A 22,465-nucleotide genomic window follows, 5' to 3' on the forward strand; every position below is an offset into this window, starting at 1 on the left:
GCGTTCATTAGCAAGTTAACGTGGAAGTTCGGAGAACGGGTATTAAGATTCCCTAGAAAAGTTTCGGGCAGGTTTCAGGAACAGCGGCGAGTGATAGAAATTGTTATTTGACTCTAAAGCGTTCTAAAGAAGATTCCGTATCAGCGGCTACAGTATCGAACTCTCTCAGCCTCTATCAAGGATGAATGACTCCAGCAAGGTGGGTGGTTTGCCGTGCGATTTGATCACTATGATCCAGAGGGTTTTTATGACGAGTTGTTTATTGCCAAAAGTAAGCCCCGTCCGGAAGCCACCCTCTTAATCGAGCGGTTTAATTCTTTCTCCGCTAGTGAAATCAAACGTCGCCAGCAATCTGCCCAGATCGCCTTGATGAAGTTGGGCGTAACGTTCAATGTCTATAGCGATGGTCAGGGCACCGAGCGCATCATGCCCTTTGACATCATTCCCCGCATTGTCTCGGCGCAGGAATGGAAAGAACTAGAACAAGGCTTAAAGCAACGCATCTACGCGCTGAACTTGTTTCTGCATGACATCTATAACGAGCAAAAAATTCTGCGGGATAGTGTGATTCCGGCAGAGCTGATTTATTCAGCCACCGGATTTCTCAAGCCTTGCCTGGGATTAAACCCGCCGGGAGGGATTTGGTGCCACATCACCGGGACTGATTTGGTACGCGATCGCGATGGTCGCTGGTATGTGCTGGAAGACAACCTCCGCTGTCCTTCTGGCGTGTCCTATGTGCTAGAAAATCGCCGCGTCATGAAGAGTACTTTCCCGCAACTCTTCAACACCATGCCGATTCAGCCCGTAGAGGACTACTCCAGTCACCTGCTAGAAACCTTGCTGAATCTAGCCCCAGAGCATCTGAGCGATCCTACCGTGGTGGTGCTGAGTCCTGGCATCTATAACTCAGCCTACTTTGAGCATTCCTTTCTGGCTCAGCAAATGGGCGTGCAACTGGTGGAAGGGCGAGATCTAGTCGTGGCGGATGGCTATCTACAAATGCGGACCACCAAAGGGTTGCAGCGCGTGGATGTAATCTACCGCCGCATTGATGATGATTTTATTGATCCCCAAGCCTTCCGCTCAGACTCGTTGCTCGGTGTTCCCGGACTGATGGAAGTGTACCGCTCTGGGCGAGTGGGGCTAGCTAATGCGCTAGGGACAGGCGTGGCTGACGATAAAGTCATCTACGCCTATGTGCCGCAGATTATCCGTTACTACTTGGGCGAAGACCCCATTCTCGCCAACGTGCCGACTTATCTGTGCTGGGAACCCCAACAACAAAGCCACGTTTTGGCTAACCTGGACAAACTAGTGGTCAAAGCTGCGAATGAGTCGGGGGGATATGGCATGTTGATTGGTTCCCAAGCCTCGGCAGCAGAGCGGGAAGCCTTTGCCGAGAAAATTAAGGCTAGCCCCCGCAATTACATCGCTCAGCCCACCCTTTGTCTCTCCCGAGTGCCTACCTTGATGGAAGAGCAAATCGAAGGTTGCCACGTCGATCTGCGCCCCTACATTCTCTACGGCAAAAACATTTATGTCAGTCCTGGCGGTTTAACCAGGGTGGCGTTGCGAAAAGGCTCTCTCGTCGTCAACTCCTCGCAGGGCGGCGGTAGCAAAGATACTTGGGTGGTCTGCAAGTAAGGAGATAAAAGTGATGCTCAGTCGAGTTGCAGATTCAATTTATTGGCTGAATCGCTATGTGGAACGAGCCGAAAATGTTGCTCGTTTTATTGAAGTGAATCTGAATTTATTGCTAGATTCTCCCCCTGGGGTAACTCAGCAATGGGAACCTCTAATCCTGACCACAGGTGATTTGCCTTTGTTTCAACAACGCTATGGTGAGGCGACCGCAGAGAATGTGATGCGGTTTCTCACCTTCGATCGCCACTATCCTAATTCCATCCTCTCTTGTCTGTCAGCAGCGCGCGAGAATGCCCGTTCTGTGCGTGAGGTGATCTCCTCCGAGATGTGGCAGCAGCTGAATGCCTTCTACTTTATGGTGAAAGAGGCGGCTGAGACAGATTCGCTGCCAGAGTGGCAGGACTTCTTTACTGAGGTAAAAATGTCTAGTCACTTATTCGCAGGCATCATGGATGCCACGATGACCCACGGCGAAGGTTGGCACTTTGGGCAGATTGGTCGCTTGTTAGAAAGAGCTGACAAAACAGCGCGGATTCTGGATGTGAAGTACTTCATCTTGCTCCCCTCCGCCAAAGATGTGGGCACCACCTTGGATGAGTTGCAATGGATGGCGTTGCTCAGATCAGCGAGCGCTTATGAAATGTACCGTAAGCGGCAGCGGCACCGAATCAACCCCACTGCCGTAGCGGAGTTTCTGATTCTCGATCGCGAATTTCCCCGGTCGATTCAGTTTTGCATCCTGCAAGCGGAGCGATCGCTGCATCGCATTACGGGCACCCCAACCGGAACCTGGAGCAATCCGACTGAGCGGGCAGTGGGACGGTTACGATCTGAACTCGGCTACCTGACGATTGACGACATCATTGAAGCAGGGTTACATGAGTTTTTAGATAAAATTCAGCGACAACTGAATGACATTGGCGAAAAAGTCTTTTCTACCTTTGTCGCCGTCAATCCGGTATAAGCATTGGCCCCTCACTCCTCCTGACTTTCCTTGCATTACCAAATCGCCCACACCACTACCTACAGCTACAGTCAGCCTGTGACGCTGGCTCCGCACTTGGTCAGGCTGCGTCCCCGCTGTGATGCCAGCCAATCCTTGCAGTCCTTCTCGCTGGTGGTTGATCCCAAACCACTGGGCATCTCGCAGATCACGGATTTAGATGGCAATGCGGTGGTTAAGCTGTGGTTCCAGCAAGAGTTGACCGATCGCTTGCAGATTCAAGTGTTGTCGCAAGTTGAAACCCTCCGCAGCAACCCTTTCGACTATTTGATGGAGGCTTGGGCGCTGAAGTTGCCGATTGATTATCCTGCCTCCCTCCATACACAGCTCAAACCCTACCTAAGCGGGCAAACGCTGCATTACTCCACCAGCCTTGATCCCGTCGCCGTGAAATTGGCCCAGGAGATCCATCAAGCGACTGGAGGAGATGCGATCGCGTTTCTCTCCGAGCTGAGTCAACGCATTCACCAAACCTGTAAACATACGATTCGAGAATTTGGCGAACCCCTAGCACCAGGGATCACCTGGGCGCAACGCTTAGGCTCCTGCCGCGATTTGACCGTGTTGTTTATGGAAGCTTGTCGGGCGATGGGGTTGGCGGCGCGGTTTGTCAGCGGCTACGAAGCGGGCGATCACCAAGCTACCGAGAGACATCTCCATGCTTGGGCAGAAGTATATCTCCCTGGAGCAGGCTGGCGTGGCTACGATCCCACCCAAGGTTTAGCCGTAGCCGATCATCATATTGCCTTGGTTGCCAGTGCAGCTCCAGCTTACGCAGCTCCCATTTCTGGGACGTTGAATCGAGCGGGTGCAGTGCAATCTAGCCTGAAATACCACCTATCGATTCAAGCCCGCACAGACTTTGGGCTATCCCAATTTGCCACGAATGCTTAACAGCTTTTAGTCGATAGGGATATCTTCGTTTGAGTCTTGCAGGGCGTGCTCCCACTCAATCTCTGGCATACATTCAAAGGCTTGACGCAAACAGGCTTCCCAATGTCTGCGAATTTGAGCTAAGTAAGGTGCGCCAATCCGGAGCCGCAGTTCATGCTTGATCCGGAAGCTATTAATTTCATACATGACCAAGCTGATCGGCGGCCCCACCGAGATATTGGATTTCATGGTGGAGTCAATCGATAGCAAGGCACATTTAGCCGCTGCTTCTAGAGGCGTCTCAAAGGTCAAGGTGCGATCGAGAATCGGCTTGCCATATTTAGTTTCGCCGATTTGCAAAAATGGGGTGTCTTTAGTGGCGTGGATGCAGTTGCCCTGACTGTAAATCATATACAGCTCTGGCTCTTGCCCTTTGATCTGTCCGCCGAGAATCACGGTACAGGTGGCATCAATGCCATCTTGCTGCAACCAAGAGCGGTCTTGCTCCTGAATTTGGCGCAGCTTTTCGCCGATGTAACGGGCAATCTCATAGAAGTTGGGCAAGGTATGAAGATTCACTTCTGCCCCAGACTGGAGGTCTTGCCGCAGCAGGGTTAAAGCGCCTTGCGTCACCGACAAATTCCCTGAGGTGCAGAGCAGCAGAATCCGCTCTCCGGGCTGAGACAGGTCAAACAGTTTTTGGTAGGTGGAGATGTAGTCAACGCCAGCATTGGTGCGCGAGTCCGCAGCCATGACCAAACCAAATTTAGTCAGGATTCCCAGACAGTAAGTCACGGTGGGTTCGGGGATGAAGAATTTTCCTTGATTGTAGAGCCAGAGCCGTTCTGGGAAAACTTTTTTTAAGATGAGCGATCGCCTTAAAAGATTGGGACAAGCGATCACCCAACGAGTTGAGCTTCAAAATCATGCAGGATAGCCAATGATTGTCAAAGAATTGGATGCTTTTGTCTCCCAAAATAAGTTTGCTAAGGCAGGGCGTACAGCCGAGGAGCAAATGGCATTCTACCTACGCCGCGCCTTTAGCGATGAGCAAAAGCTTTATGTGTTTAACGGGTTGCGTTTAGAGCAGGACAATGATGCGGCTCAAATTGACCATTTGATCCTGCACCGACATGGAGTCGTAATTATTGAAAGTAAAAGTGTTTCAGAGCAAGTCGAAGTGAATCAACATGGCGAATGGATTCGTTGGTTCAACGGCACTCCTCAAGGAATGCCATCTCCTATTCAGCAAGCTCGTAGACAAGCAGACTTTCTGAAGAAATACCTGAATGACCATGCAGATAGACTACGAGGAAAAATTTTAGGGTTACAAACTTACTTTGGTGGCATGGGCCTAGATGTTCTCGTTGCAATTTCTGACTCTGGCATGATCAAGCGCTCTGAAGGAATAACTTTAGAAGAGATTTCTAAGGCTGATCAAGTTGTAGAGCGAGTACAGGCAATCGTTGAAAAATATCGAAAAGCCAACAGCCTGTTTAGCCTCAATCTTAAAGATGCAGGCTACTGGTTCAATGACGAAGAACTGTCTAAGATAGCTGACTTCTTAGTTCAGCACCATCGGCCTTTAGGTCAACCCGTTTCTGAACCACCTTTAGTAGAAACGCCAAAGCTCAAAATTTCTCAGCTTGCTTCGCCCACTCAAGCAGCTACCTCCATACCAAAACTTCGTTTGTCGCCACAACCTAAAGAGGTCGTGGCTTCTCAGGCTCAAAGCTGCCAACATTGCCACAGCTCCCACTTGTCAGTCGAGTATGGCAAATATGGCTATTACTTGAAGTGCACTGAATGTAGCGGCAATACGTCAATTAAGGCAGTTTGCCCTGCTTGCAATGCCAAAGCAAAAATTCGCAAAAGTGGCAAACAGTTTTTCGCAGAGTGCGCTAGTTGTGAGACATCTGCGTTATTTCATACAAATCCTTGAGGCCGTTAGTCCAGCTTTAAAGCACTCGCAGGAACTTCATCCCAAGAATTGACCGTTCGCATCGTAGCAACCCAACCTGCTTTTTTTTGGGTTTCGGTGAGGTTGCTCTCAAACGACTCATGGCAATCCTTGGCGTGATCTTCACTGCAAGAAGCGATGCAAGAGTAGAGGATGCCAGAGGGATCAATTTGTTCGTTTACCCAAATTGTCATAGCGTCGTGTCTCCAAGCTTTGGGTTTACTATTCTATCTAAAAGAAATTTCTACAGGACAAGACGGTTCAGAGCAAGAAAAATCGTATCCTTTTTAACAATTTCCCAGAATTTGTAATGGCAGGTGCCAAAACTTGTTGCGCTTAACTGAGTTGAGTTATAGCAGGAGCGATCGCGGCCAAATTTGCCAGTGACTGACCCGTGACTCGACAAGTACGCCAATCGGGTAAAACATCGGCTCCCATCCGTTCATAAAACGCGATCGCTGGGGCATTCCAATCCAAAACGCTCCACTCTAGTCGACCACAATTTCGAGTGACTGCGAGTTGAGCTAGGTACGTCAGCAACGCTTTGCCAATTCCTTGACCTCGGTACTCTGGCAGCACAAACAAATCTTCCAGATAAATTCCTGGCTGAGTCAAAAAGGTGGAATAGTTGTGAAAAAACAGCGCAAACCCCACACCTTGAGCCGCCACTTCTGCCACCAGTGCTTCGGCATAAGGGCGATCGCCAAATAGATGCGACTCTAAAGTTGCTGGACTACCTACCACCTCATCAGATAGTTTCTCGTACTCCGCCAAGGCTTGAATTAAGGCAAAAATAGTCGGAACATCGGCGGCGATCGCAGGACGCACCACACAAGCAGTAGACAAGGCCATAAAGACAACAGGATAGACACGTCAAGGGCAATGCCAAACAGCCCTCGCTCTAGCCTACAATCTTCTTCCCCTTCCCTGCCAGGGAAGGCGCTAGGGGTTAGGTCTATTTCAGCCAACCTTTCAATCGTGCCGCCACTTGCGGACGACGGAGTTTGCGCATCGCTTTGCTTTGAATTTGGCGCACCCGTTCTCGTGAAAGGTTAAATAAACCACCAACTTCTTCCAGGGTGCAAGGTTCTCCGGTGGCCAAGCCATAGCGTAGAGAGATAATATCCTTCTCTCTCTGTGTCAGCACATCGGCCAACACTTCCCAGATATCTTGGCTCATCATCACTTCACTGATCTGCGCTTCTGGCGATTGGGTGTTGCCATCTTCTAGCAGATCCATCAGCTCTGTGTCTTCGCCTTTACCGACGCGATGATTGAGGGAGAGCGAGCGCCGCCGTACCTGTTGCAGCTCCCGGAGTTGCCGAGGTGAGACTTCTAAAGCTTCTGCTACTTCTTCTTCACTAGGGTTACGACCCAGTTCCCGCTTCAGATCACGGTGGACTTTTTTCAGCTTATTTAGCTTCTCCACCACATGCACCGGGAGACGAATCGTCCGAGCATCATTGGCGATCGTCCGAGTGATCCCCTGGCGAATCCACCAGTACGCATAGGTAGAAAACTTATATCCCTTATCGGGGTCAAACTTTTCAGTAGCGCGGTTCAGACCCAAAGCCCCTTCTTGAATCAGATCTAGAAAAGGCACGCCCCGATTCAAATATCGTTTGGCGATCGAGACCACCAATCGCAAGTTCGAGCGAATCATTTTGCGCTTGGCTACACGGCTCTGATAGAGACGGTGTTCGAGCTGCCGTTCTGTCAATTCCAGAGCTGCCGCTAAGTCTGCTTTGCTGGGATGACGGTCTAATTCAGTTTTGAGGCGTTCATGCAGTTCGTCGATTTCAACGAGATACTGGACTCGCCGCGCCAACTCGATTTCTTCGTTGGCTTTGAGTAGCGGGTAGCGAGCCATCTCCTTGAAGAAGGCACCTACAGCGTCATCCGATACAGTTTTGTTATAACCTGACAGCCTAGTCGCGATTTGTACCGTGGTATCTGGATCTTCCAACTCTAAGAGGCTGCTATCCCCTAAATCTAGAGCGTCGGGTGTGACTAAATCGGCTACACCTGGCTCTACTTCACCTCCAGCTAAATCAGCCTCCTCAAAAGTCGTCACACTTGTGAAATCAGGTTCTGTTTCGATTTGTAAGGTATTGGCAGGGTCAAACTCAGAAAAGCGCATATCAAAATCTAACTGGGTGTCTGGGTTAGAGAGGCTATTGGGTGGATACATATAACGAGGTAGCACTTGGCTTAGCAGTGTTCTCTTTGGGGCTAAGATTTAAGCTTTTAAGGCGGCTAAAGCGCTTCATTCACTCAGACTGAATCCAAGAACAACCATATAAGTGATATTTGATTCCAGTTTTGAAATAGGGTACGTAAATTACCAGAGACAAATTGCTCCAGTTGGAATATTAGGTACTTTGAGAATAAAGTTGGCCAAAAATAATTTTCAGCACTTTCTTCTCTAGTACGAGTGTTAAAAAGTCAACCTAGGTCTTCTGAAGCTGATGGGGAAATCAACTCGCAAACCCTTATTTCGCAGTCTCTGGAAGCACCCTGTTCTGTCAAGCGGGGTACTGATATCCGTAGTGACTAGTTAGAAAAAGTACTAGTACTCAAAAGAATATCCAGTAGGTGCGATAAAATCATTTAACTTTTTTAGTTTTAAAGTTGGATTGATCAACTTTTCTGTAACAACAGGATCTCATATTGACAAAAACATCCTTCTCTACCGTTGGGGAGAAATGCCCTATGCTCCTTAGATTGAAGTCTGAATCGCAGAAAATCTTTCTTATTTAATATTAATTTTATCTACCAGTTGATTAATACGAACTCAGCAATTAGCTTTATAGTTTTGAGCGTTAAATCTTTTGATTTGCCGCTTAAGCAAAGAATTTAGGACAAACTCAGGCTGGCTCCTTCCTTCTGGATCGAGGAAGTTAGGCGAAAATGAGACAGAGCGATTTTACGGGTCGTCTCGGGCCTTTGCAGTTGGGATGCGTTCTCGTATGTTTGATTCCAGTCTTAGTCTTGCTACTCCCCTATTGGCTGAGTCTGGGATCAATGACTCTTACCGTTTTGCCACCTTTTCCTGGGTTGAAGTTTTAGTAGACTGCCCTGGAGCCCAAGGGCTTTTCACTTATGCCTTGCCGCCTGATTTGACGGTGCAGCCGGGGGATATTCTGACAGTGCCGTTTGGGGCTCAACAAGTCGGTGCGATCGCAATTCACCTTTTAGCTCAGCTGCCTCCAGATCTACCTCCAACCCAGGTTAGAGAGGTGGAAGAGGTGGTCAGCACAGGGTTCTTTCCAGCTACCTATTGGACTCTACTGAACCAAGTTGCTGACTACTACTGCACTTCGCTGATGGCAGTGATTCGGGTAGCCCTGCCTCCTGGTTTATTAGGGCGATCGCAACGACGAGTCCGCCTGATTGAGCTAAAAGCTTTAGGTGGACTTGATCCCAGCGAATTAAGTTCAGTCGCGCAGCAAGTTTTAAGTAGGCTCCAAGCTCAAAAGCAGGGTAGCTACACTTGGCAGTATCTCCAGCAAAAAATTTCGGGTGCCGATCGGGGACTGCGAGAACTGCTGAAGCAAGGCTGGATCGAGAGTTACCTGGAACCTCCTGCCACAGTGCGTCCGAAGCTACGTCAAGCGGTTACTTTAGTGGCGGCTAGCCATCTGGAAGGCAGCCTGAGCCCACGCCAACAAGAAATTATTCAAGCCCTTCAGCGAGAAGGAGGGGATCTGTGGCTCAGTGATCTCCTCCAGCTTTGTCGGACTAGTTCTGGTACGGTGCAAACCTTAGCTAAAAAAGGTTGCATTGTTATTCAGCCGCGCGAAATTTTACGGGCTGAAGCAGGGGTAGCGATCGCGCCCGACCAACCCAAAGACCTCACCCCCGATCAAGCTCAAGCGCTTGCGACCATCACTTCACTCTCTGGCTTTGCCCAGGTATTACTGCACGGAGTGACGGGTTCTGGTAAGACCGAGGTTTATCTCCAGGCGATCGCCCCCGTCCTGCAACATGGTCAGTCAGCGTTAGTGTTGGTGCCAGAAATTGGTTTAACGCCTCAGCTCACCGATCGCTTCCGCGCTAGGTTTGGCAGCAAGGTTTGTGTTTACCACAGCGCCCTCTCGGAGGGGGAGCGGTACGATACTTGGCGGCAAATGCTTAGCGGTAGCCCCCAAGTGGTAATTGGGACGCGATCGGCGGTGTTTGCGCCATTGCCGCAGCTCGGCCTGATTATTTTAGATGAGGAACACGACTCCAGCTTTAAGCAAGACCAACCTGCTCCCTGCTACCATGCGCGCACTGTGGCTCAATGGCGAGCCGAGTTAGTCAACTGCCCTTTGATCTTAGGTTCCGCCACTCCTTCGATTGAAACTTGGGTCAGTGCCAAAGCTAAACAAGACGTTAACCCGCCCGCACCGCATTACTTGTCTTTGCCTAGTCGCGTGCGATCGCGGCCTCTGCCACCGATTGAAGTCGTTGATATGCGGCAGGAATTTCAGCAGGGGAACCGCACCATTTTCAGTCGCGCTTTGCAGGTAGCCCTAGAACGACTTCGAGAACGAGGCCAACAGGGAATTCTGTTTATCCACCGCCGAGGGCACAGCACCTTTGTTTCCTGCCGCAGTTGCGGCTATGTGGTGGATTGCCCCAACTGTGACGTCTCCTTGTCTTACCATCACACCCACGCTGAGGCGACTCAACTGCTGCGGTGCCACTACTGCAACCATACTGCTATCCATCCGCCTCAATGCCCGGAATGTAGCTCCCCTTATCTCAAATTCTTCGGCAGCGGCACCCAACGAGTCACGCAAGAACTGGCAAAGCACTTACCTGACCTGCGCTGTCTGCGGTTTGATAGCGATACCACCCGCACCAAAGGATCGCACCGAGCTTTATTAACGCAGTTTGCCCAAGGAGACGCAGATTTGTTGGTGGGCACACAGATGCTGACTAAAGGCATTGACCTGCCTCAAGTGACTCTAGTTGGCGTGATCGCAGCAGACGGCTTATTGCACCTGCCAGACTTTCGGGCCAGTGAGCGGGCTTTTCAGACTCTGACCCAAGTCGCAGGTCGCGCAGGCCGAGGCGATGAACCCGGACAAGTGATTATTCAAACCTATTCGCCAGAACATTTTGTAGTTGAGGCGGTGCAACGCCACGAATACGAGCCATTTGTCAGCGCCGAGTTACTGCAACGACAAACCTTACGATTTCCGCCTCACAATCGACTGGTACTGCTGAAATTTAGCAGTCCTGACCCACTAGCGGTCCAGAAAACAGCCAAACGCATTGCTGCGGTGCTCGCGCCTCAACAAGCAGAGTCAGGCTATGAATTACTGGGGCCAGCGCCAGCCAGTATCTTGCGGGTAGCGCGGCGGTATCGTTGGCAGGTGCTGCTGAAGTTGCCGCTGGATCGAGCAGTGGAGTTGCCCGACTGGAATGAGTTGCGATCGCTCTGCCCACCCAACGTCAGCATGACCGTTGATGTCGATCCGCTAAACTTGCTCTAAATTCAGCTCTACCAAATATTAATCAGGTGGTGACAAACCAGGCTCTACAATTTCTGTTGTAAGTTCTGGTTTGGGTGTGGATCGAGACTGGTCTAAACCTTGTTTCACCCAGCTGATGCACTCAGATTCACTAGAAAAGATTCTGGGGGCAGCGATGTTGTTGAGTCGGTTGGGGGGATAGTGATCGTAGAAATATTTACCTGCCATTTCAGAGACAATAATCAAGTTATGGCAGTAGGTATAGCGATGCTTAAAGCTCTCTAGGCTGCTTTCATACAGAGAGTTTTCGGCTAAATGCTCTTGAGCAATGCGAATAATTTCCTCTAGGTGACTAGAGTACATCTGAGCTGGATTTTCTGCTTGGTGGAATTCGCTTTTGTGTCCGACCTCCGCTAGTAGGCTATAGGAGTAGATGTAAGCTTTGTCCACCATGCCAAAGACAAATGGAATAATCAAATGACCTTTGTCAGGAACTGATTTTTCGTAGAGCAAACGGTTGAGTTCCATTGCCTATTTGGGGAGAAGCGAACCAAATACCGCACTATATACATCGCAACTGTAGCGCGGATAAGCTGAAACCAAGTTACACCTCGATCTGATTACCCTGAACCAGAACTAATCTGACAACTCATCTAAACTGAAAACAGCTCAGCTCCAAAAGATTTCAGCAATCTGTAGATGAAAATTGCGATCGCTCAACTTAATCCCACCATTGGCGATTTGACCGGGAACGCTCAGCGGATTCTGGCAGCGGCCCAACAAGCAGCAGCCCAAGGTGCACGTTTACTCCTGACCCCAGAACTCTCGTTGTGTGGCTACCCGCCTCGTGACTTGCTGTTAGATCCCAGCTTTCTAGAAGCGATGCAGCGAGTGTTGCGACAGTTAGCCCAGGATCTACCACCCGGATTAGCCGCTTTAGTGGGGACAGTGGAGTGGAATGAGCGATCGCTCGAAGAAGGTGGCAAACCGTTATTCAATAGCACCGCGCTTTTAGAGCAGCAACAGGTACGCCAGATTTTTCACAAACGACTGTTACCTACTTATGACGTGTTTGATGAGGACCGCTACTTTGAGCCAGGTCGCCAAATCAATCACTTTCACCTGGACTCCCTGCATGTGGGCGTGACTATTTGCGAAGACCTCTGGAACGATGAAGAATTTTGGGGCAAGCGCAGCTACACGACCAACCCGATCGCCGATTTAGCCCAAACAGGCGTAGCTTTCACCATTAACCTCTCTGCTTCCCCCTACAGCGTCGGCAAACGCAAAATCCGCCAAGCCATGTTGCAACATAGCGCCACTCGCTATCAGCAGCCGATTATTTATGTCAATCAAGTCGGTGGCAATGATGACTTGATTTTTGATGGCAACAGTTTTGTGCTGAATCGCCAAGGAGAGCTCATTGCCCAGGGTCAGGCATTCTCTAGTGACCTAGTGTTACTGAAGTATGACCCAGAACAGCAAGATTTAAGAGCGGTAGACGCTTCTCTTGCGGCGATCGCTCCTCACTCCAGTTCTGAAATGGCAGAAATTTGGTCCGCTCTCGTTCTAGGGGTTCAAGACTATGCCCGCAAGTGTGGCTTTTCGCAGGTGGTATTGGGTCTGAGCGGTGGCATTGACTCCTCTTTAGTAGCGGCGATCGCAGCAGAAGCATTGGGGCCAGAAAATGTTTTTGGTGTGCTGATGCCCTCACCCCATAGTTCCGAGCACTCCATTACGGATGCCTTAGATTTAGCCGAAAAACTGGGGATCAAAACTCATACACTGCCGATCGGAAATTTAATGCAGGATTACGATCAAGGATTAGCAGACTTGTTTGCTGGCACTGATCCTGGCATTGCCGAAGAAAACATCCAGTCTCGGATTCGGGGCAACTTGTTGATGGCGATCGCCAATAAATTCGGTCATCTGCTGCTCTCGACGGGCAACAAATCCGAAATGGCGGTGGGCTACTGCACCCTTTACGGCGATATGAACGGTGGATTGGCCGCGATCGCAGATGTGCCCAAAACCTGCGTTTACGCTCTCTGTGAATGGCTCAACTCTCCTTGTGAAGCTCATCAATTTTCTAGTCTCACGTCCAAAATCCAAAATCCAAAATCTGAACTAATTCCGACTCACATTCTCACCAAACCACCCAGCGCCGAACTCAAGCCAGGGCAAGTAGACCAAGATTCTTTACCGCCCTACGACATTCTCGACGACATTCTCGATCGCTTTATTCATGAGCACCAGCCTCCCGATGCGATCGTGGCGGCTGGTCATGATGCTGCCGTGGTCGATCGCGTGGTCAAAATGGTGACGCGGTCTGAGTTCAAGCGCCGCCAAGCTCCTCCGGGGATCAAGATTACCGATCGCGCTTTTGGTACTGGATGGCGGATGCCAATCGCTAGTCGCTGGGTTGCGGCTAGTACTCCAACTGCTGCATTGGCCTCTATGGCAGAAGCACCTAAGCATTAAGCCTTTCACAAAATAATCAACCACAAATTGATGACTTCGCTTAGTCTGAGACATAATTTACTAATTCGCTGGACTCAACGATCGCTCAAGTCGTACATTTCTCTTGCCTGCACTGCATCTTTACGAGCGAGTTGGGCGATCGCAGCTTTGTTAGGAAGCAATATAAATCTGTTCTGGGCTGCTCCCGGAACCGCAGGTGGGCTAGGAGGAGCTTGGTCGGAATGGTTGCCCTCAAGAGTGACTACCCAAACCGCTTGTTTGAGTAGAACCCGACAATTTTTGCTAGCTCAGCGCTTTGTGCGCGTTGCCTCAGACGGCACCCTGACTTACGGCGATGTCAACTCCAAGTTAAATATTTCGGTGTTCATGATTTGCTCCGAGTTGGGCGATCGCGTCTTAGTCCTGGTCAGCAGTCGGGATGTCAGCCAAGCAGAGCTACAAAGAATTCGCACCAACATTACCAACAGTTTTCGGGCTCAACCTTGATTGGCAGTGACAAGCAGAACCGATAATGAAAGTCGAAGCACCGTTCTTGTCCTTCCCATTTCTCTCGCCGCATCCTCTGAGCCGCAATGCAGAAATTAGTTTCTAAAGATGGCGTCTTTCTCAGACAACAGCTCACTCCCTATTTATTTCTGTTGCCAGCGCTGATTGTCTTGGCTCTAACAGTTTTTTGGCCTGCTCTACAGGCGTTTTACCTCAGTTTTACCCGCTTCGAGTACGACCTCACCCAAACTCCTCAATGGGCTGGATTCAGCAACCTAGAGCGTCTCTGGGCTGATCCGGTGTTTTGGCAAACGCTTCGCAATACAGTGCTTTACTTAGTATGCGTAGTGCCAATTTTAGTCATAGCACCTCTCGGTTTGGCAATTTTAGTCAACCAAAAGCTGCGCGGCATTCGCTGGTTTCGGGTGGCTTTCTACACGCCTGTTGTCATCTCGATGGTCGTGGCTGGGATTGCTTGGCGTTGGCTATACGCCGACAATGGCCTGCTGAATCAATTTCTCAAGGCGTTGGGGATGGCAGAAGGCATTCCTTGGTTAACCAGTCCTCGATTTGCCCTGTTTAGCGTCATGGCAGTGACGATTTGGAAAGGGCTGGGCTACTACATGGTGATTTATCTGGCGGGTCTGCAATCGATTCCGGCAGACTTGTATGAAGCCGCCGCGATCGATGGCTCCGATGGCATCAAAAAACATTGGGATATCACGGTTCCCCTAATGCAGCCCTACTTGTTTCTCGTGGCAGTGATTTCTTCAATCTCAGCAACTAAGGTCTTTGAAGAAATTTACATCATGACCCAAGGAGGACCCCGCAATAGCTCTAAAACAATTGTGTATTACCTCTACGAGCAAGCCTTTCAAGACTTAGAGATGAGCTACGCCTGCACAATTGGGCTAGTCCTGTTCTTGATCATTCTGAGCTTATCTCTTGTGCGCCTCTGGATTGGGGGCCAAGAATCAGCCGTGAGTTGAGTCGTAAGTAACGTCTGCGGTTGGTGGTGCGAGAGGCGACGAAGTCAGGTCTAATTCTGGCAGGGGAGGCCGCAGACAGAGGTAGAGCAAAGGCCCAAACAAAGGTACCAGAGCAGCTAGCCAAAAAAGCTGTGGGCTATGCAGACCCCGACGCGCCATGTCATCGTTCAACAAGGTCGAGAGCGGAAAGATCAGGCACATTAGGCAAAAATCAATGGCGATCAAGTGAACAAAAGACCTCGTTTGCCATTCCTGTACAAAGTTTCCCCAATCTCCTACTAGCAGCGCATAGGCAATCAAAGCGATCGCGCAAACCGTTAAACCAATTCCCATAGAGCGAGAATCTAACGTTCGTAGCCAGGCATCTTTAGGCCCAGAAAACTCTTGATTCGGCTGCCGCAACCCTAAGTAGGGCAGCAAACACAGCACCCCTGTCCCATTGGAGCCGAGAAAGTAAGGCCACGCCGGGATCGATTGCCTCCGACCGTCGGCAAACATCAGGCAGGCGTAGATCATGGGCCACACTCCCATGAGCCAGAAGATCACCACAAGATAAGTATTCAAGTCTGCCCAGCGGAGGGTGAGCAACTTGCGGGCGATCGCCCAAGTATCAGGTTGATCGAGCGGGGCCAAGCGGATGGTATAAACGACAAACCCCGCCCAAATCCACCACAGCAAAATCTTTCTAACCATGACCGAAAAGCGCCTGAAGCAGCGCTCAGCTCATTGATGTCCGCTCAGTCTAAAGTAGAAACGCAGCGGGCTACGTCTGCCTCAAGTCAAATCGAAAGTTAAATCAGAAGTTGAGTGGGAGGTCAAGTATGGAACTAGAGGCGACCGATGGCTATGGAGTTGTTTTAGTGACAGCCACCTCCCAAGCCGAAGCAGAGGCGATCGCAGAAACTTTGATTACAGCGAAGCTAGCAGCCTGTGTTAGTTTCACCCCTATTCACTCGATTTACACCTGGCAGGGGCAAGTCCACAAAGACCAAGAATGGCAACTTTTCATCAAAACAGATTTAGCGCAATTTGCAGCTTTGGTCGCTAAGGTTCAGGAAGTGCATTCCTACGACGTGCCAGAAATTATTGCCTTGCCGATCGTGGCAGGTTCCCCAGCCTATCTTCAGTGGTTAGGTGAGCAAGTACGCAGATAGGTTATTAATCAACTGTAGCCTGGGCCGCAGGAGCAGCGTTTTGATTACGGCCAATCTCATGTTTTGGTCAGCCGGATCGGTTGCACTGAAGCGATCGCTTTTATAACCACAGCAGGCGAATGCCAGCAAAGATTAGGGCTGACAGCACCGCTGCAATCGGAATAGTAACTAACCAGGCAAGACCAATCTCCCGCAAGGTGGCGAATTTCACGGCTTGCCAGCTTTTCACTAAACCAACGCCGACCACTCCCCCAACCAGGGCATGAGAAGTAGAGACAGGCAAACCAGCACGAGATGCCAACAGAACGGTTGCCGCGGTGGCGAGTTCAGCACAAAATCCTCCACTCGGCTGCAAAGCTGTGATGCCCTCACCAATCGTGGCAATCACCTTTTTGCCCCAAACGGCCAACCCTCCCACAATGCCTGCGCCACCTAGAATCAAAATCCAAATAGGAACACTAAAATCCTCGGTCGGGACTGTACCCGTTTGCTGGATATAAGCGATCGCAGCCAAAGGAGCGACGGCATTTCCCACATCATTAGAGCCATGAGCAAAAGCGACAAAGCAAGCACTCAACACTTGAAATTGCCCAAGTTGCCGCTCTACCGGGTTGCTAGCATCATCCTGCTGCACACGCTCAGCGAGTTGTTGCCAACTCACCCAAGTTAATCCCATCGTGGCGATCGCGCCTAGCAGCAATGGAATATCGTGCTGGGGCAGCGTCACCCCCAACTGAATCGCGAAAAACTGCTGAATGGGTTGACTCAGGGATGGCAACACAATCACCCCAAACACACTGAACAAAGCCGCACTCAACCAAGGAATCCATTCATATAAGCTCTGCATCGCATTGGGTTGATCGAGAATCCAATGCTTCACCAAACCGTAGAACGAGGCGGCGATCGCTCCACTAATCAGCGGCGTAACCACCCAGGTTAAAGAAATTAAACCAATGGCTTGCCAGTCTACCGCTTGCGACCCAACCGCAACCCAACCAAAGCCTGCTAAAGCTCCAACCACCGCATGGGAGGAAGACACAGGCAAACTTAAGCTCGTGGCGATTTGCAACCAAAGACCGCAACTCAGTAAAACTGCCACCATCCCTGCGACTAAAACTTGGGGCTGCGTCGCAAATAATTCTGGGTTTATTATCCCCGTTGCTAGAGTTCCAGCAACCTTACGCCCAAACAAAACCGCGCCTGTAAACTCCAAAATACCTGCAATCACCAGCGCTTGCCGCAGCGTGACAGCTTTTGAACCCACGGAAGTACCCATTGAATTGGCTACATCGTTGGCTCCTAGGTTCCAGGCTAAATAAAGCGCCAGTCCACTCGTTAGGGCTAGCGGTAGGAATGCTTGATGCAACATGAACTCCGAAGATCCAGGCTATATGCCAAGCATTCTACTAGCTGGACTTCGGTTTCAGCTGTCCTCGCAGCCGTTCTAAATTCAAACCCGCCACTCCTAGCGTGACTAACAGCACGCCAAACCACTGGCGGCTTTCCAGTTGGTCTTGAATAATCAACCAAGCGAGGATAGCGGTGAATGCGGGCCCTGTGGCACTAATAATCGAGGCAGGAGCGGCACCAATTAAGCGAATACCAATGTTAGTAAAGAGGTAGCCCAGCAGAGTAGCAGCGCCTAAGACTAAACAGCCTAGCATGAAACCAGGCCACATAGCTGGCTGAATCTTGACAGTCAGAGCTTGAGCCGGGAACATCAAAACGACGCTGGAGAGAACAAAAATTGTGACGAATTGAATCAGGCTGACAGGTACCGGATTTAGCATACGGGTACACAACCCAGTCAAAATTACATAGCCAGCAAAGGCAAATCCAGAGGCAGCAGCAGCAGCGCTTCCTAGCCAGAGATTACCGGTTGCGGGGCCTGTAACTTGGGGTAAGGCTAAAACACCACCAGAGCAAATCACTGCCATGACCACTAAGCGAAATACAGTGGGGCGATCGCCAAAAATCTTCCAAGCGAGCAACACGGTAATGGTGGGATAGATAAAGAAAATGGTGATTGCAGTGCCAGCCGCAATTTGAGCCAGAGCCGTGTAGATCAGCACTTGCGACAGAAACAAAAACCCCCCACTCCCCACAACATTCCTCAAAGGCCGCCGATCGGGTGCTAGCAAAAACCGTTTAATGTCACGCCACATGGGGGGATACAGCACGGGTGCCAGTAGAGCCAGTAAAGGCACAACAATCAACATCCGCATCCACAAAATTAATAACGAGTTACCCAGCCCTGGCATAATCACGCCACCGATCTGGCCTAAACCGAGGACCTCGTGAGACCTAAACAGGACTTTGACCACGACGTTATGGAAGGATAACGCCACAGATGAGAGCAACACTAAAATTAAACCCACTTGCACTTGAGAGGGGCGCTTGGCTTGGGGCTTCACCTGAGGGGAAACGGTGGGAGGCTCCTGAGCACCCTGAGCACTGGGTAGCGGTGCAGTTAAGGGAGGTTCTGGTTTGGAACTCGGTCTAGGCTCGAAGGGCAGATTAATTGCTTGCGAAGATTGAGTCAGCGATCGCCCTTCTGAAGTCGCATCTAGAAACGGCGTGAAGCGATCGCCTGCTAATAGTTGAGCAGAGCTGTTTTCTCCTGCCTGGAGTTGCTCTCGTAGGCGCTGAACTAGCGCAGATAAAATGATTTCTCCTTGCTGTTCTGGGCTGTCCACTCGGTTCAGCTGTTGTGATAGCCAGCTTTGGTGGCTGTCTAGCTCCTGCTGCAAAGTTTTGAAGGTGGTGCTAAAAGCTTTCTCTAAAGGCACCAGCAGTTGGGAAATCTCATCATTGGTTGCAAGGCTGCCTTGGCTCAACGGGTTAGCGTTGGTTGCCTGTCCCCAAGGCTGACGAACTGGAGCGGTTGACTGGTTGAGTCGCTGCCTCAAAAAGATTTGCCAATGGTCCGCGATCGCCTGCGCTAGTTGCTTAGCCCAAGTCTGCTGCTGAACAAATTGCCGCTGACCTAACACCTCGTGACCGTCAGCTTTCAACTGCTGGTGTTGGTCGCGCAGTTGATTAATATCTTCGATTAAGTGAGATTTCTCGGCCTGAAGGCGGGCGATATCTTGAGCAAACTGCACAATTAAGTCTTGATGCAGGCGCTTCAGGTCCTGCGACACGGCTTTGAGCGTCTGCTCCGTCTGTGGCTCTCCTGCTTCCGCGCTTGCTAATGGGTCGCGGAGCGGTTCTGATGGAGTGTTATTCAGTTGCCCCATGAGCGTTTAACCTCTAACCTCTTGGCCATTGAGCGATCGCTATCCTTACAACTGAGTCAGCGTCTCTGTCAGTATTCCCAGTATTTTTTATAAATTAAGTCTAATTTGATCAGGAACTCCTCCGCCCGCAATCAGGCCCGCACCACCTTGAATTAGCGCCTTTGAGCTGTTTGATCGAGCCGAAAACAAGCCGAAATCCCTTGACATTATCAGATTCAGCTACTCTTTTGGCTCACTTACTAAATTTCGTGGCGTATCTACAGAAATTCTTAAGGCTCAAGCTCCCGAAGTTTAAATCTCTCACTTTCTCACTTACAGCAGTTCTCAGATGAATAGACCACAGTGAGCGAACCAGCCAAGAGCATCCTCATCAGAAATGCACTCGTTGAGCACCTTGCTTAATGCTTGGTCGAGGGCTTCGCTAGTTCGAGTTTTCGCCGAGCATAACAGTTGCTTGAGTTTCGACCAACATAACTCGATTGGGGAAAGCTCGGGGGAGTAAGGCGGCAAAAACACAACTTGGGCTCCAACAGCCTCGATCGCTTCGTGAACAACTGAGGCATGATGAACCGGTAAGTTATCCATCACAATGATTGCTCCTACCCACAGTCGAGGTGTCAGAATCTCTTGGATGTAGAACAGAAACACGTCGGTATTGACGCTGCCGACAATCGTGAAGGTGGCAATCAAACCATCGATACTCATGCCACCAATCAACGAGATATTCTTGCCTCGATGCCCCTTGCAAGACTTACTAAGGCTACCAAGCTGTGGCTTACTCAAGCAATAACTGCGGTGATCAAGTCCATTACACCAAGCCAATGTTACTTAGCTCGATGTCAGCTTGTATCTACTTAATAGGTTATTAGACAAAACTCCCCCACCTTGCGGCAGAGGAGTTCGTTTGACCTATACGGCTAACGCGAGAGTCAATCGGTGAAGATTAACCGAACTTGCTAGCAGTGGAGGCGATGAGGAAAGCGGCGTAGGTGAGGACGTAGCCAACCGTGAAGTGGACTAGACCAGTCAACCAGCCTTGAACGATGGAGAGAGCAACAGGCTTATCTTTCCAGCGAACCAAGTTAGCTAGAGGAGTACGCTCGTGCGCCCAAACCAAGGTTTCGATCAATTCTTGCCAGTAACCTCTCCAGGAGATCAAGAACATGAAACCAGTTGCCCAAACCAGGTGTCCAAAGAGGAACATCCAGCCCCAGACCGCCAGGTTGTTCATGCCATAGGGGTTGTACCCGTTAATCAACTGAGCAGAGTTCAGCCAGAGGTAATCGCGCAGCCAGCCCATGAGGTATGTAGAAGACTCATTAAACTGAGCTACGTTGCCTTGCCATACAGCCAGATGCTTCCAGTGCCAGTAGAAGGTGACCCAACCAAGGGTGTTCAGCATCCAGAAAACAGCAAGGTAGAACGACTGTTCCCATGCAGAGGTCTGGCAAGTGCCGCCTCGTCCGGGGCCGTCGCAAGGGAAGGTGAAACCGAAGTCCTTTTTATCGGGCATCAGCTTGGTACCGCGAGCATCCAACGCACCCTTGACGCAAATCAAGGTCGTAACGTGCAGACCCAGAGCGATCGCATGGTGAACTAGGAAGTCGCCAGGACCGATGGTCAAGAAGAGGGAGTTGGTGCCGCTGTTGATGGCATCGAGCCAACCAGGTAGGTAAGTAGCGCCAGCATTGGAAGCAACACTATCCGCATTTGATAGCAGGGTGTTGAAGCCATAGAGAGCCTTACCGTGGGAAGCCTGAATGAACTGAGCGAATACAGGCTCAATCAGGATTTGCTTTTCAGGAGTACCGAAAGCAACTACAACGTCGTTATGGACGTAGAGACCTAGGGTGTGGAAACCCAGGAAGAGAGATACCCAGCTCAGGTGAGAGATGATCGCTTCTTTGTGACGGAGGACGCGATCGAGCACGTTGCCTTTGTTCTGATCTGGATCGTAGTCACGAACCCAGAAGATAGCGCCGTGAGCGAACGCACCAATCATTAAGAAGCCTGCAATGTACTGGTGATGGGTGTACAGAGCTGCCTGAGTGGTAAAGTCCTTCGCCATGAAGGCGTAAGGAGGCATCGCATACATGTGCTGCGCGACCAAAGAAAGCACAGTTCCTAGCGCTGCTAAGTGAATGCCTAATTGGAAGTGCAGAGAGTTGTTGTAGGTGTCGTACAAGCCTTGGTGAGGCAAGTTACCTTGACCTTCGGTCTTAGCGCCAAAGAAGTTCTTGGCGTTCAACATGTCTTTGATGTTGTGACCAATTCCGAAGTTGGTGCGGTACTGGTGTCCCGCAATGATGAAGATCACTGCGATCGCTAGGTGGTGGTGAGCCATGTCAGTCAGCCACAAGGACTGAGTCTGAGGATGGAAGCCACCCAAGAAAGTCAGGATTGCATTACCCGAACCTTCAGCAGTACCAAACAGATGTTGAGCACTATCTGGGTTCTCTGCATAAACACCCCAGTTACCTGTGAAGAAGGGACGTAGACCTTCTGGGTGAGGCAGAGTCGTCAGGAAGTTATCCCAACCCACGTGCTGTCCGCGAGATTCGGGGATAGCAACGTGAACCAAGTGACCAGTCCAAGCCAAAGAGCTAACACCAAACAAACCAGCGAGGTGGTGGTTCAGGCGAGACTCAGCATTCTTGAACCAAGAGAGACTAGGACGGAACTTGGGTTGGAGGTGCAACCAACCTGCGAACAAGAAAACCGCAGAGAGGATGAGCAGGAATACGGAACCTTGGTAGAGGTCACCGTTAGTGCGCATCCCGATGGTGTACCACCAGTGATAAACACCAGAGTAAGCCACGTTAACCGGGCCAGAAGCGCCACCTTGAGTGAACGCATCAATCGCAGGTTGACCAAAGTGGGGGTCCCAAATCGCGTGAGCAATGGGACGGACATTCAGTGGATCTTTGATCCAGGTTTCGAAGTTACCTTGCCAGGCGACGTGGAACAGGAGGCTAGAAGTCCACAGGAAGATGATTGCCAAGTGACCGAAGTGAGAAGCAAAAATCTTTTGGTAAAGATTTTCTTCCGTCATGCCGTCATGGCTTTCAAAGTCGTGAGCCGTTGCGATCCCGTACCAAATCCGACGTGTAGTCGGGTCTTGAGCGAGGTCCTGGCTAAATTTAGGGAATTTAGTTGCCATAGTTTTAG

General features: G+C 50.4%; 19 protein-coding genes. 9 read left to right on the forward strand and 10 right to left on the reverse strand.

Annotated features, from left to right (window positions below; all coding sequences use genetic code 11):
* Positions 1 to 213 precede the first annotated feature (213 nt).
* From H6F72_RS11425 to H6F72_RS11435, 3 genes are read left to right on the forward strand one after another with little or no spacing between them, the layout of a single operon-like run.
* Positions 214 to 1,647: a circularly permuted type 2 ATP-grasp protein gene (locus tag H6F72_RS11425; protein WP_190434932.1), complete on the forward strand. Its 1,434-nt coding sequence runs from the start codon at positions 214 to 216 to the stop codon at positions 1,645 to 1,647.
* Positions 1,648 to 1,660: 13 nt separating this feature from the next.
* Positions 1,661 to 2,611 (forward strand): alpha-E domain-containing protein, encoded by a 951-nt coding sequence (locus tag H6F72_RS11430; RefSeq protein WP_190434935.1) that lies wholly within the window; start codon positions 1,661 to 1,663, stop codon positions 2,609 to 2,611.
* Positions 2,612 to 2,641: 30 nt separating this feature from the next.
* Positions 2,642 to 3,544, forward strand: a complete 903-nt coding sequence (locus tag H6F72_RS11435; protein ID WP_190434936.1) for a transglutaminase family protein — start codon at positions 2,642 to 2,644, stop codon at positions 3,542 to 3,544.
* Positions 3,545 to 3,550: 6 nt separating this feature from the next.
* Here H6F72_RS11435 and H6F72_RS11440 read toward each other — a convergent pair whose 3' ends face one another.
* Positions 3,551 to 4,426 (reverse strand): peptidase, encoded by an 876-nt coding sequence (locus H6F72_RS11440; RefSeq protein ID WP_370527485.1) that lies wholly within the window; start codon positions 4,424 to 4,426, stop codon positions 3,551 to 3,553.
* Positions 4,427 to 4,463: 37 nt separating this feature from the next.
* Between H6F72_RS11440 and H6F72_RS11445 the strand changes: the two genes are divergently transcribed.
* Positions 4,464 to 5,465, forward strand: a complete 1,002-nt coding sequence (locus H6F72_RS11445) for a nuclease-related domain-containing protein (protein ID WP_190434940.1) — start codon at positions 4,464 to 4,466, stop codon at positions 5,463 to 5,465.
* A 5-nt stretch (positions 5,466 to 5,470) separates the two neighbouring features.
* On the opposite strand, the gene H6F72_RS11450 is transcribed toward H6F72_RS11445, so the two are convergent.
* From H6F72_RS11450 to H6F72_RS11460, 3 genes are all read right to left on the reverse strand, one after another.
* Positions 5,471 to 5,677 carry a glycogen debranching protein gene (locus H6F72_RS11450; RefSeq protein WP_190434961.1) on the reverse strand — a complete coding sequence of 69 codons (207 nt, stop codon included), beginning with the start codon at positions 5,675 to 5,677 and terminating at the stop codon, positions 5,471 to 5,473.
* A gap of 142 nt (positions 5,678 to 5,819) precedes the next feature.
* Positions 5,820 to 6,335: a GNAT family N-acetyltransferase gene (locus tag H6F72_RS11455; RefSeq protein WP_190434964.1), complete on the reverse strand. Its 516-nt coding sequence runs from the start codon at positions 6,333 to 6,335 to the stop codon at positions 5,820 to 5,822.
* Positions 6,336 to 6,438: 103 nt separating this feature from the next.
* Positions 6,439 to 7,674, reverse strand: coding sequence for an RNA polymerase sigma factor, RpoD/SigA family (locus tag H6F72_RS11460; RefSeq protein ID WP_242016885.1), 1,236 nt, complete (start codon positions 7,672 to 7,674; stop codon positions 6,439 to 6,441).
* A 766-nt stretch (positions 7,675 to 8,440) separates the two neighbouring features.
* Between H6F72_RS11460 and priA the strand changes: the two genes are divergently transcribed.
* Complete coding sequence (priA, locus tag H6F72_RS11465) at positions 8,441 to 10,969, forward strand: primosomal protein N' (protein WP_242016886.1); 2,529 nt, start codon at positions 8,441 to 8,443, stop codon at positions 10,967 to 10,969.
* 18 nt (positions 10,970 to 10,987) lie between these two features.
* On the opposite strand, the gene H6F72_RS11470 is transcribed toward priA, so the two are convergent.
* Positions 10,988 to 11,476, reverse strand: a complete 489-nt coding sequence (locus tag H6F72_RS11470; protein WP_199299034.1) for a hypothetical protein — start codon at positions 11,474 to 11,476, stop codon at positions 10,988 to 10,990.
* Between the two features lie 171 nt (positions 11,477 to 11,647).
* On the opposite strand from H6F72_RS11470, the gene H6F72_RS11475 reads away from it, so the two are divergent.
* The 3 genes from H6F72_RS11475 to H6F72_RS11485 all read left to right on the forward strand — a co-directional run bounded on the left by H6F72_RS11475 (position 11,648) and on the right by H6F72_RS11485 (position 14,904).
* Entirely contained in the window at positions 11,648 to 13,429 is a 1,782-nt protein-coding gene (locus tag H6F72_RS11475; RefSeq protein ID WP_190434968.1) for an NAD+ synthase, read from the forward strand.
* Positions 13,430 to 13,459: 30 nt separating this feature from the next.
* The gene (locus H6F72_RS11480; protein WP_190434971.1) at positions 13,460 to 13,915 is read left to right on the forward strand and encodes a hypothetical protein; all 456 of its coding nucleotides are present in this window, start codon (positions 13,460 to 13,462) and stop codon (positions 13,913 to 13,915) included.
* A gap of 86 nt (positions 13,916 to 14,001) precedes the next feature.
* Complete coding sequence (locus H6F72_RS11485; protein WP_190434975.1) at positions 14,002 to 14,904, forward strand: carbohydrate ABC transporter permease; 903 nt, start codon at positions 14,002 to 14,004, stop codon at positions 14,902 to 14,904.
* Here H6F72_RS11485 and H6F72_RS11490 read toward each other — a convergent pair.
* Positions 14,890 to 15,597: a DUF2834 domain-containing protein gene (locus tag H6F72_RS11490; protein ID WP_190434977.1), complete on the reverse strand. Its 708-nt coding sequence runs from the start codon at positions 15,595 to 15,597 to the stop codon at positions 14,890 to 14,892. The genes H6F72_RS11485 and H6F72_RS11490 overlap by 15 nt on opposite strands.
* 128 nt (positions 15,598 to 15,725) lie before the next feature.
* On the opposite strand from H6F72_RS11490, the gene cutA reads away from it, so the two are divergent.
* Entirely contained in the window at positions 15,726 to 16,058 is a 333-nt protein-coding gene (gene cutA, locus H6F72_RS11495; RefSeq protein WP_190434982.1) for a divalent-cation tolerance protein CutA, read from the forward strand.
* A gap of 100 nt (positions 16,059 to 16,158) precedes the next feature.
* Here cutA and H6F72_RS11500 read toward each other — a convergent pair whose 3' ends face one another.
* The 4 genes from H6F72_RS11500 to psaB form a co-directional block, all read right to left on the reverse strand.
* Positions 16,159 to 17,427: an inorganic phosphate transporter gene (locus H6F72_RS11500; RefSeq protein WP_190434984.1), complete on the reverse strand. Its 1,269-nt coding sequence runs from the start codon at positions 17,425 to 17,427 to the stop codon at positions 16,159 to 16,161.
* Positions 17,428 to 17,464: 37 nt separating this feature from the next.
* Positions 17,465 to 19,297 (reverse strand): EamA family transporter, encoded by a 1,833-nt coding sequence (locus H6F72_RS11505; protein WP_190434987.1) that lies wholly within the window; start codon positions 19,295 to 19,297, stop codon positions 17,465 to 17,467.
* 324 nt (positions 19,298 to 19,621) lie between these two features.
* Positions 19,622 to 20,080 carry a transposase gene (locus tag H6F72_RS11510; RefSeq protein ID WP_190434990.1) on the reverse strand — a complete coding sequence of 153 codons (459 nt, stop codon included), beginning with the start codon at positions 20,078 to 20,080 and terminating at the stop codon, positions 19,622 to 19,624.
* 160 nt (positions 20,081 to 20,240) lie between these two features.
* Positions 20,241 to 22,457 (reverse strand): photosystem I core protein PsaB, encoded by a 2,217-nt coding sequence (gene psaB / locus H6F72_RS11515; protein WP_190434993.1) that lies wholly within the window; start codon positions 22,455 to 22,457, stop codon positions 20,241 to 20,243.
* Positions 22,458 to 22,465 lie beyond the last annotated feature (8 nt).

Source organism: Trichocoleus sp. FACHB-46, from assembly GCF_014695385.1.
Taxonomy (GTDB): Bacteria; Cyanobacteriota; Cyanobacteriia; order FACHB-46; family FACHB-46; genus Trichocoleus.

Excerpts from the sequence above, each read along its gene's own strand:
- H6F72_RS11430 (WP_190434935.1), top strand. The coding sequence starts at position 1,661 with ATGCTCAGTCGAGTTGCAGATTCAATTTATTGGCTGAATCGCTATGTG.
- H6F72_RS11445 (WP_190434940.1), top strand. The coding sequence starts at position 4,464 with ATGATTGTCAAAGAATTGGATGCTTTTGTCTCCCAAAATAAGTTTGCT.
- H6F72_RS11450 (WP_190434961.1), bottom strand. The coding sequence starts at position 5,677 with ATGACAATTTGGGTAAACGAACAAATTGATCCCTCTGGCATCCTCTAC.
- H6F72_RS11455 (WP_190434964.1), bottom strand. The coding sequence starts at position 6,335 with ATGGCCTTGTCTACTGCTTGTGTGGTGCGTCCTGCGATCGCCGCCGAT.
- H6F72_RS11460 (WP_242016885.1), bottom strand. The coding sequence starts at position 7,674 with ATGTATCCACCCAATAGCCTCTCTAACCCAGACACCCAGTTAGATTTT.
- priA (WP_242016886.1), top strand. The coding sequence starts at position 8,441 with ATGCGTTCTCGTATGTTTGATTCCAGTCTTAGTCTTGCTACTCCCCTA.
- H6F72_RS11470 (WP_199299034.1), bottom strand. The coding sequence starts at position 11,476 with ATGGAACTCAACCGTTTGCTCTACGAAAAATCAGTTCCTGACAAAGGT.
- H6F72_RS11475 (WP_190434968.1), top strand. The coding sequence starts at position 11,648 with ATGAAAATTGCGATCGCTCAACTTAATCCCACCATTGGCGATTTGACC.
- H6F72_RS11480 (WP_190434971.1), top strand. The coding sequence starts at position 13,460 with ATGACTTCGCTTAGTCTGAGACATAATTTACTAATTCGCTGGACTCAA.
- H6F72_RS11485 (WP_190434975.1), top strand. The coding sequence starts at position 14,002 with ATGCAGAAATTAGTTTCTAAAGATGGCGTCTTTCTCAGACAACAGCTC.
- H6F72_RS11490 (WP_190434977.1), bottom strand. The coding sequence starts at position 15,597 with ATGGTTAGAAAGATTTTGCTGTGGTGGATTTGGGCGGGGTTTGTCGTT.
- cutA (WP_190434982.1), top strand. The coding sequence starts at position 15,726 with ATGGAACTAGAGGCGACCGATGGCTATGGAGTTGTTTTAGTGACAGCC.
- H6F72_RS11500 (WP_190434984.1), bottom strand. The coding sequence starts at position 17,427 with ATGTTGCATCAAGCATTCCTACCGCTAGCCCTAACGAGTGGACTGGCG.
- H6F72_RS11505 (WP_190434987.1), bottom strand. The coding sequence starts at position 19,297 with ATGGGGCAACTGAATAACACTCCATCAGAACCGCTCCGCGACCCATTA.
- psaB (WP_190434993.1), bottom strand. The coding sequence starts at position 22,457 with ATGGCAACTAAATTCCCTAAATTTAGCCAGGACCTCGCTCAAGACCCG.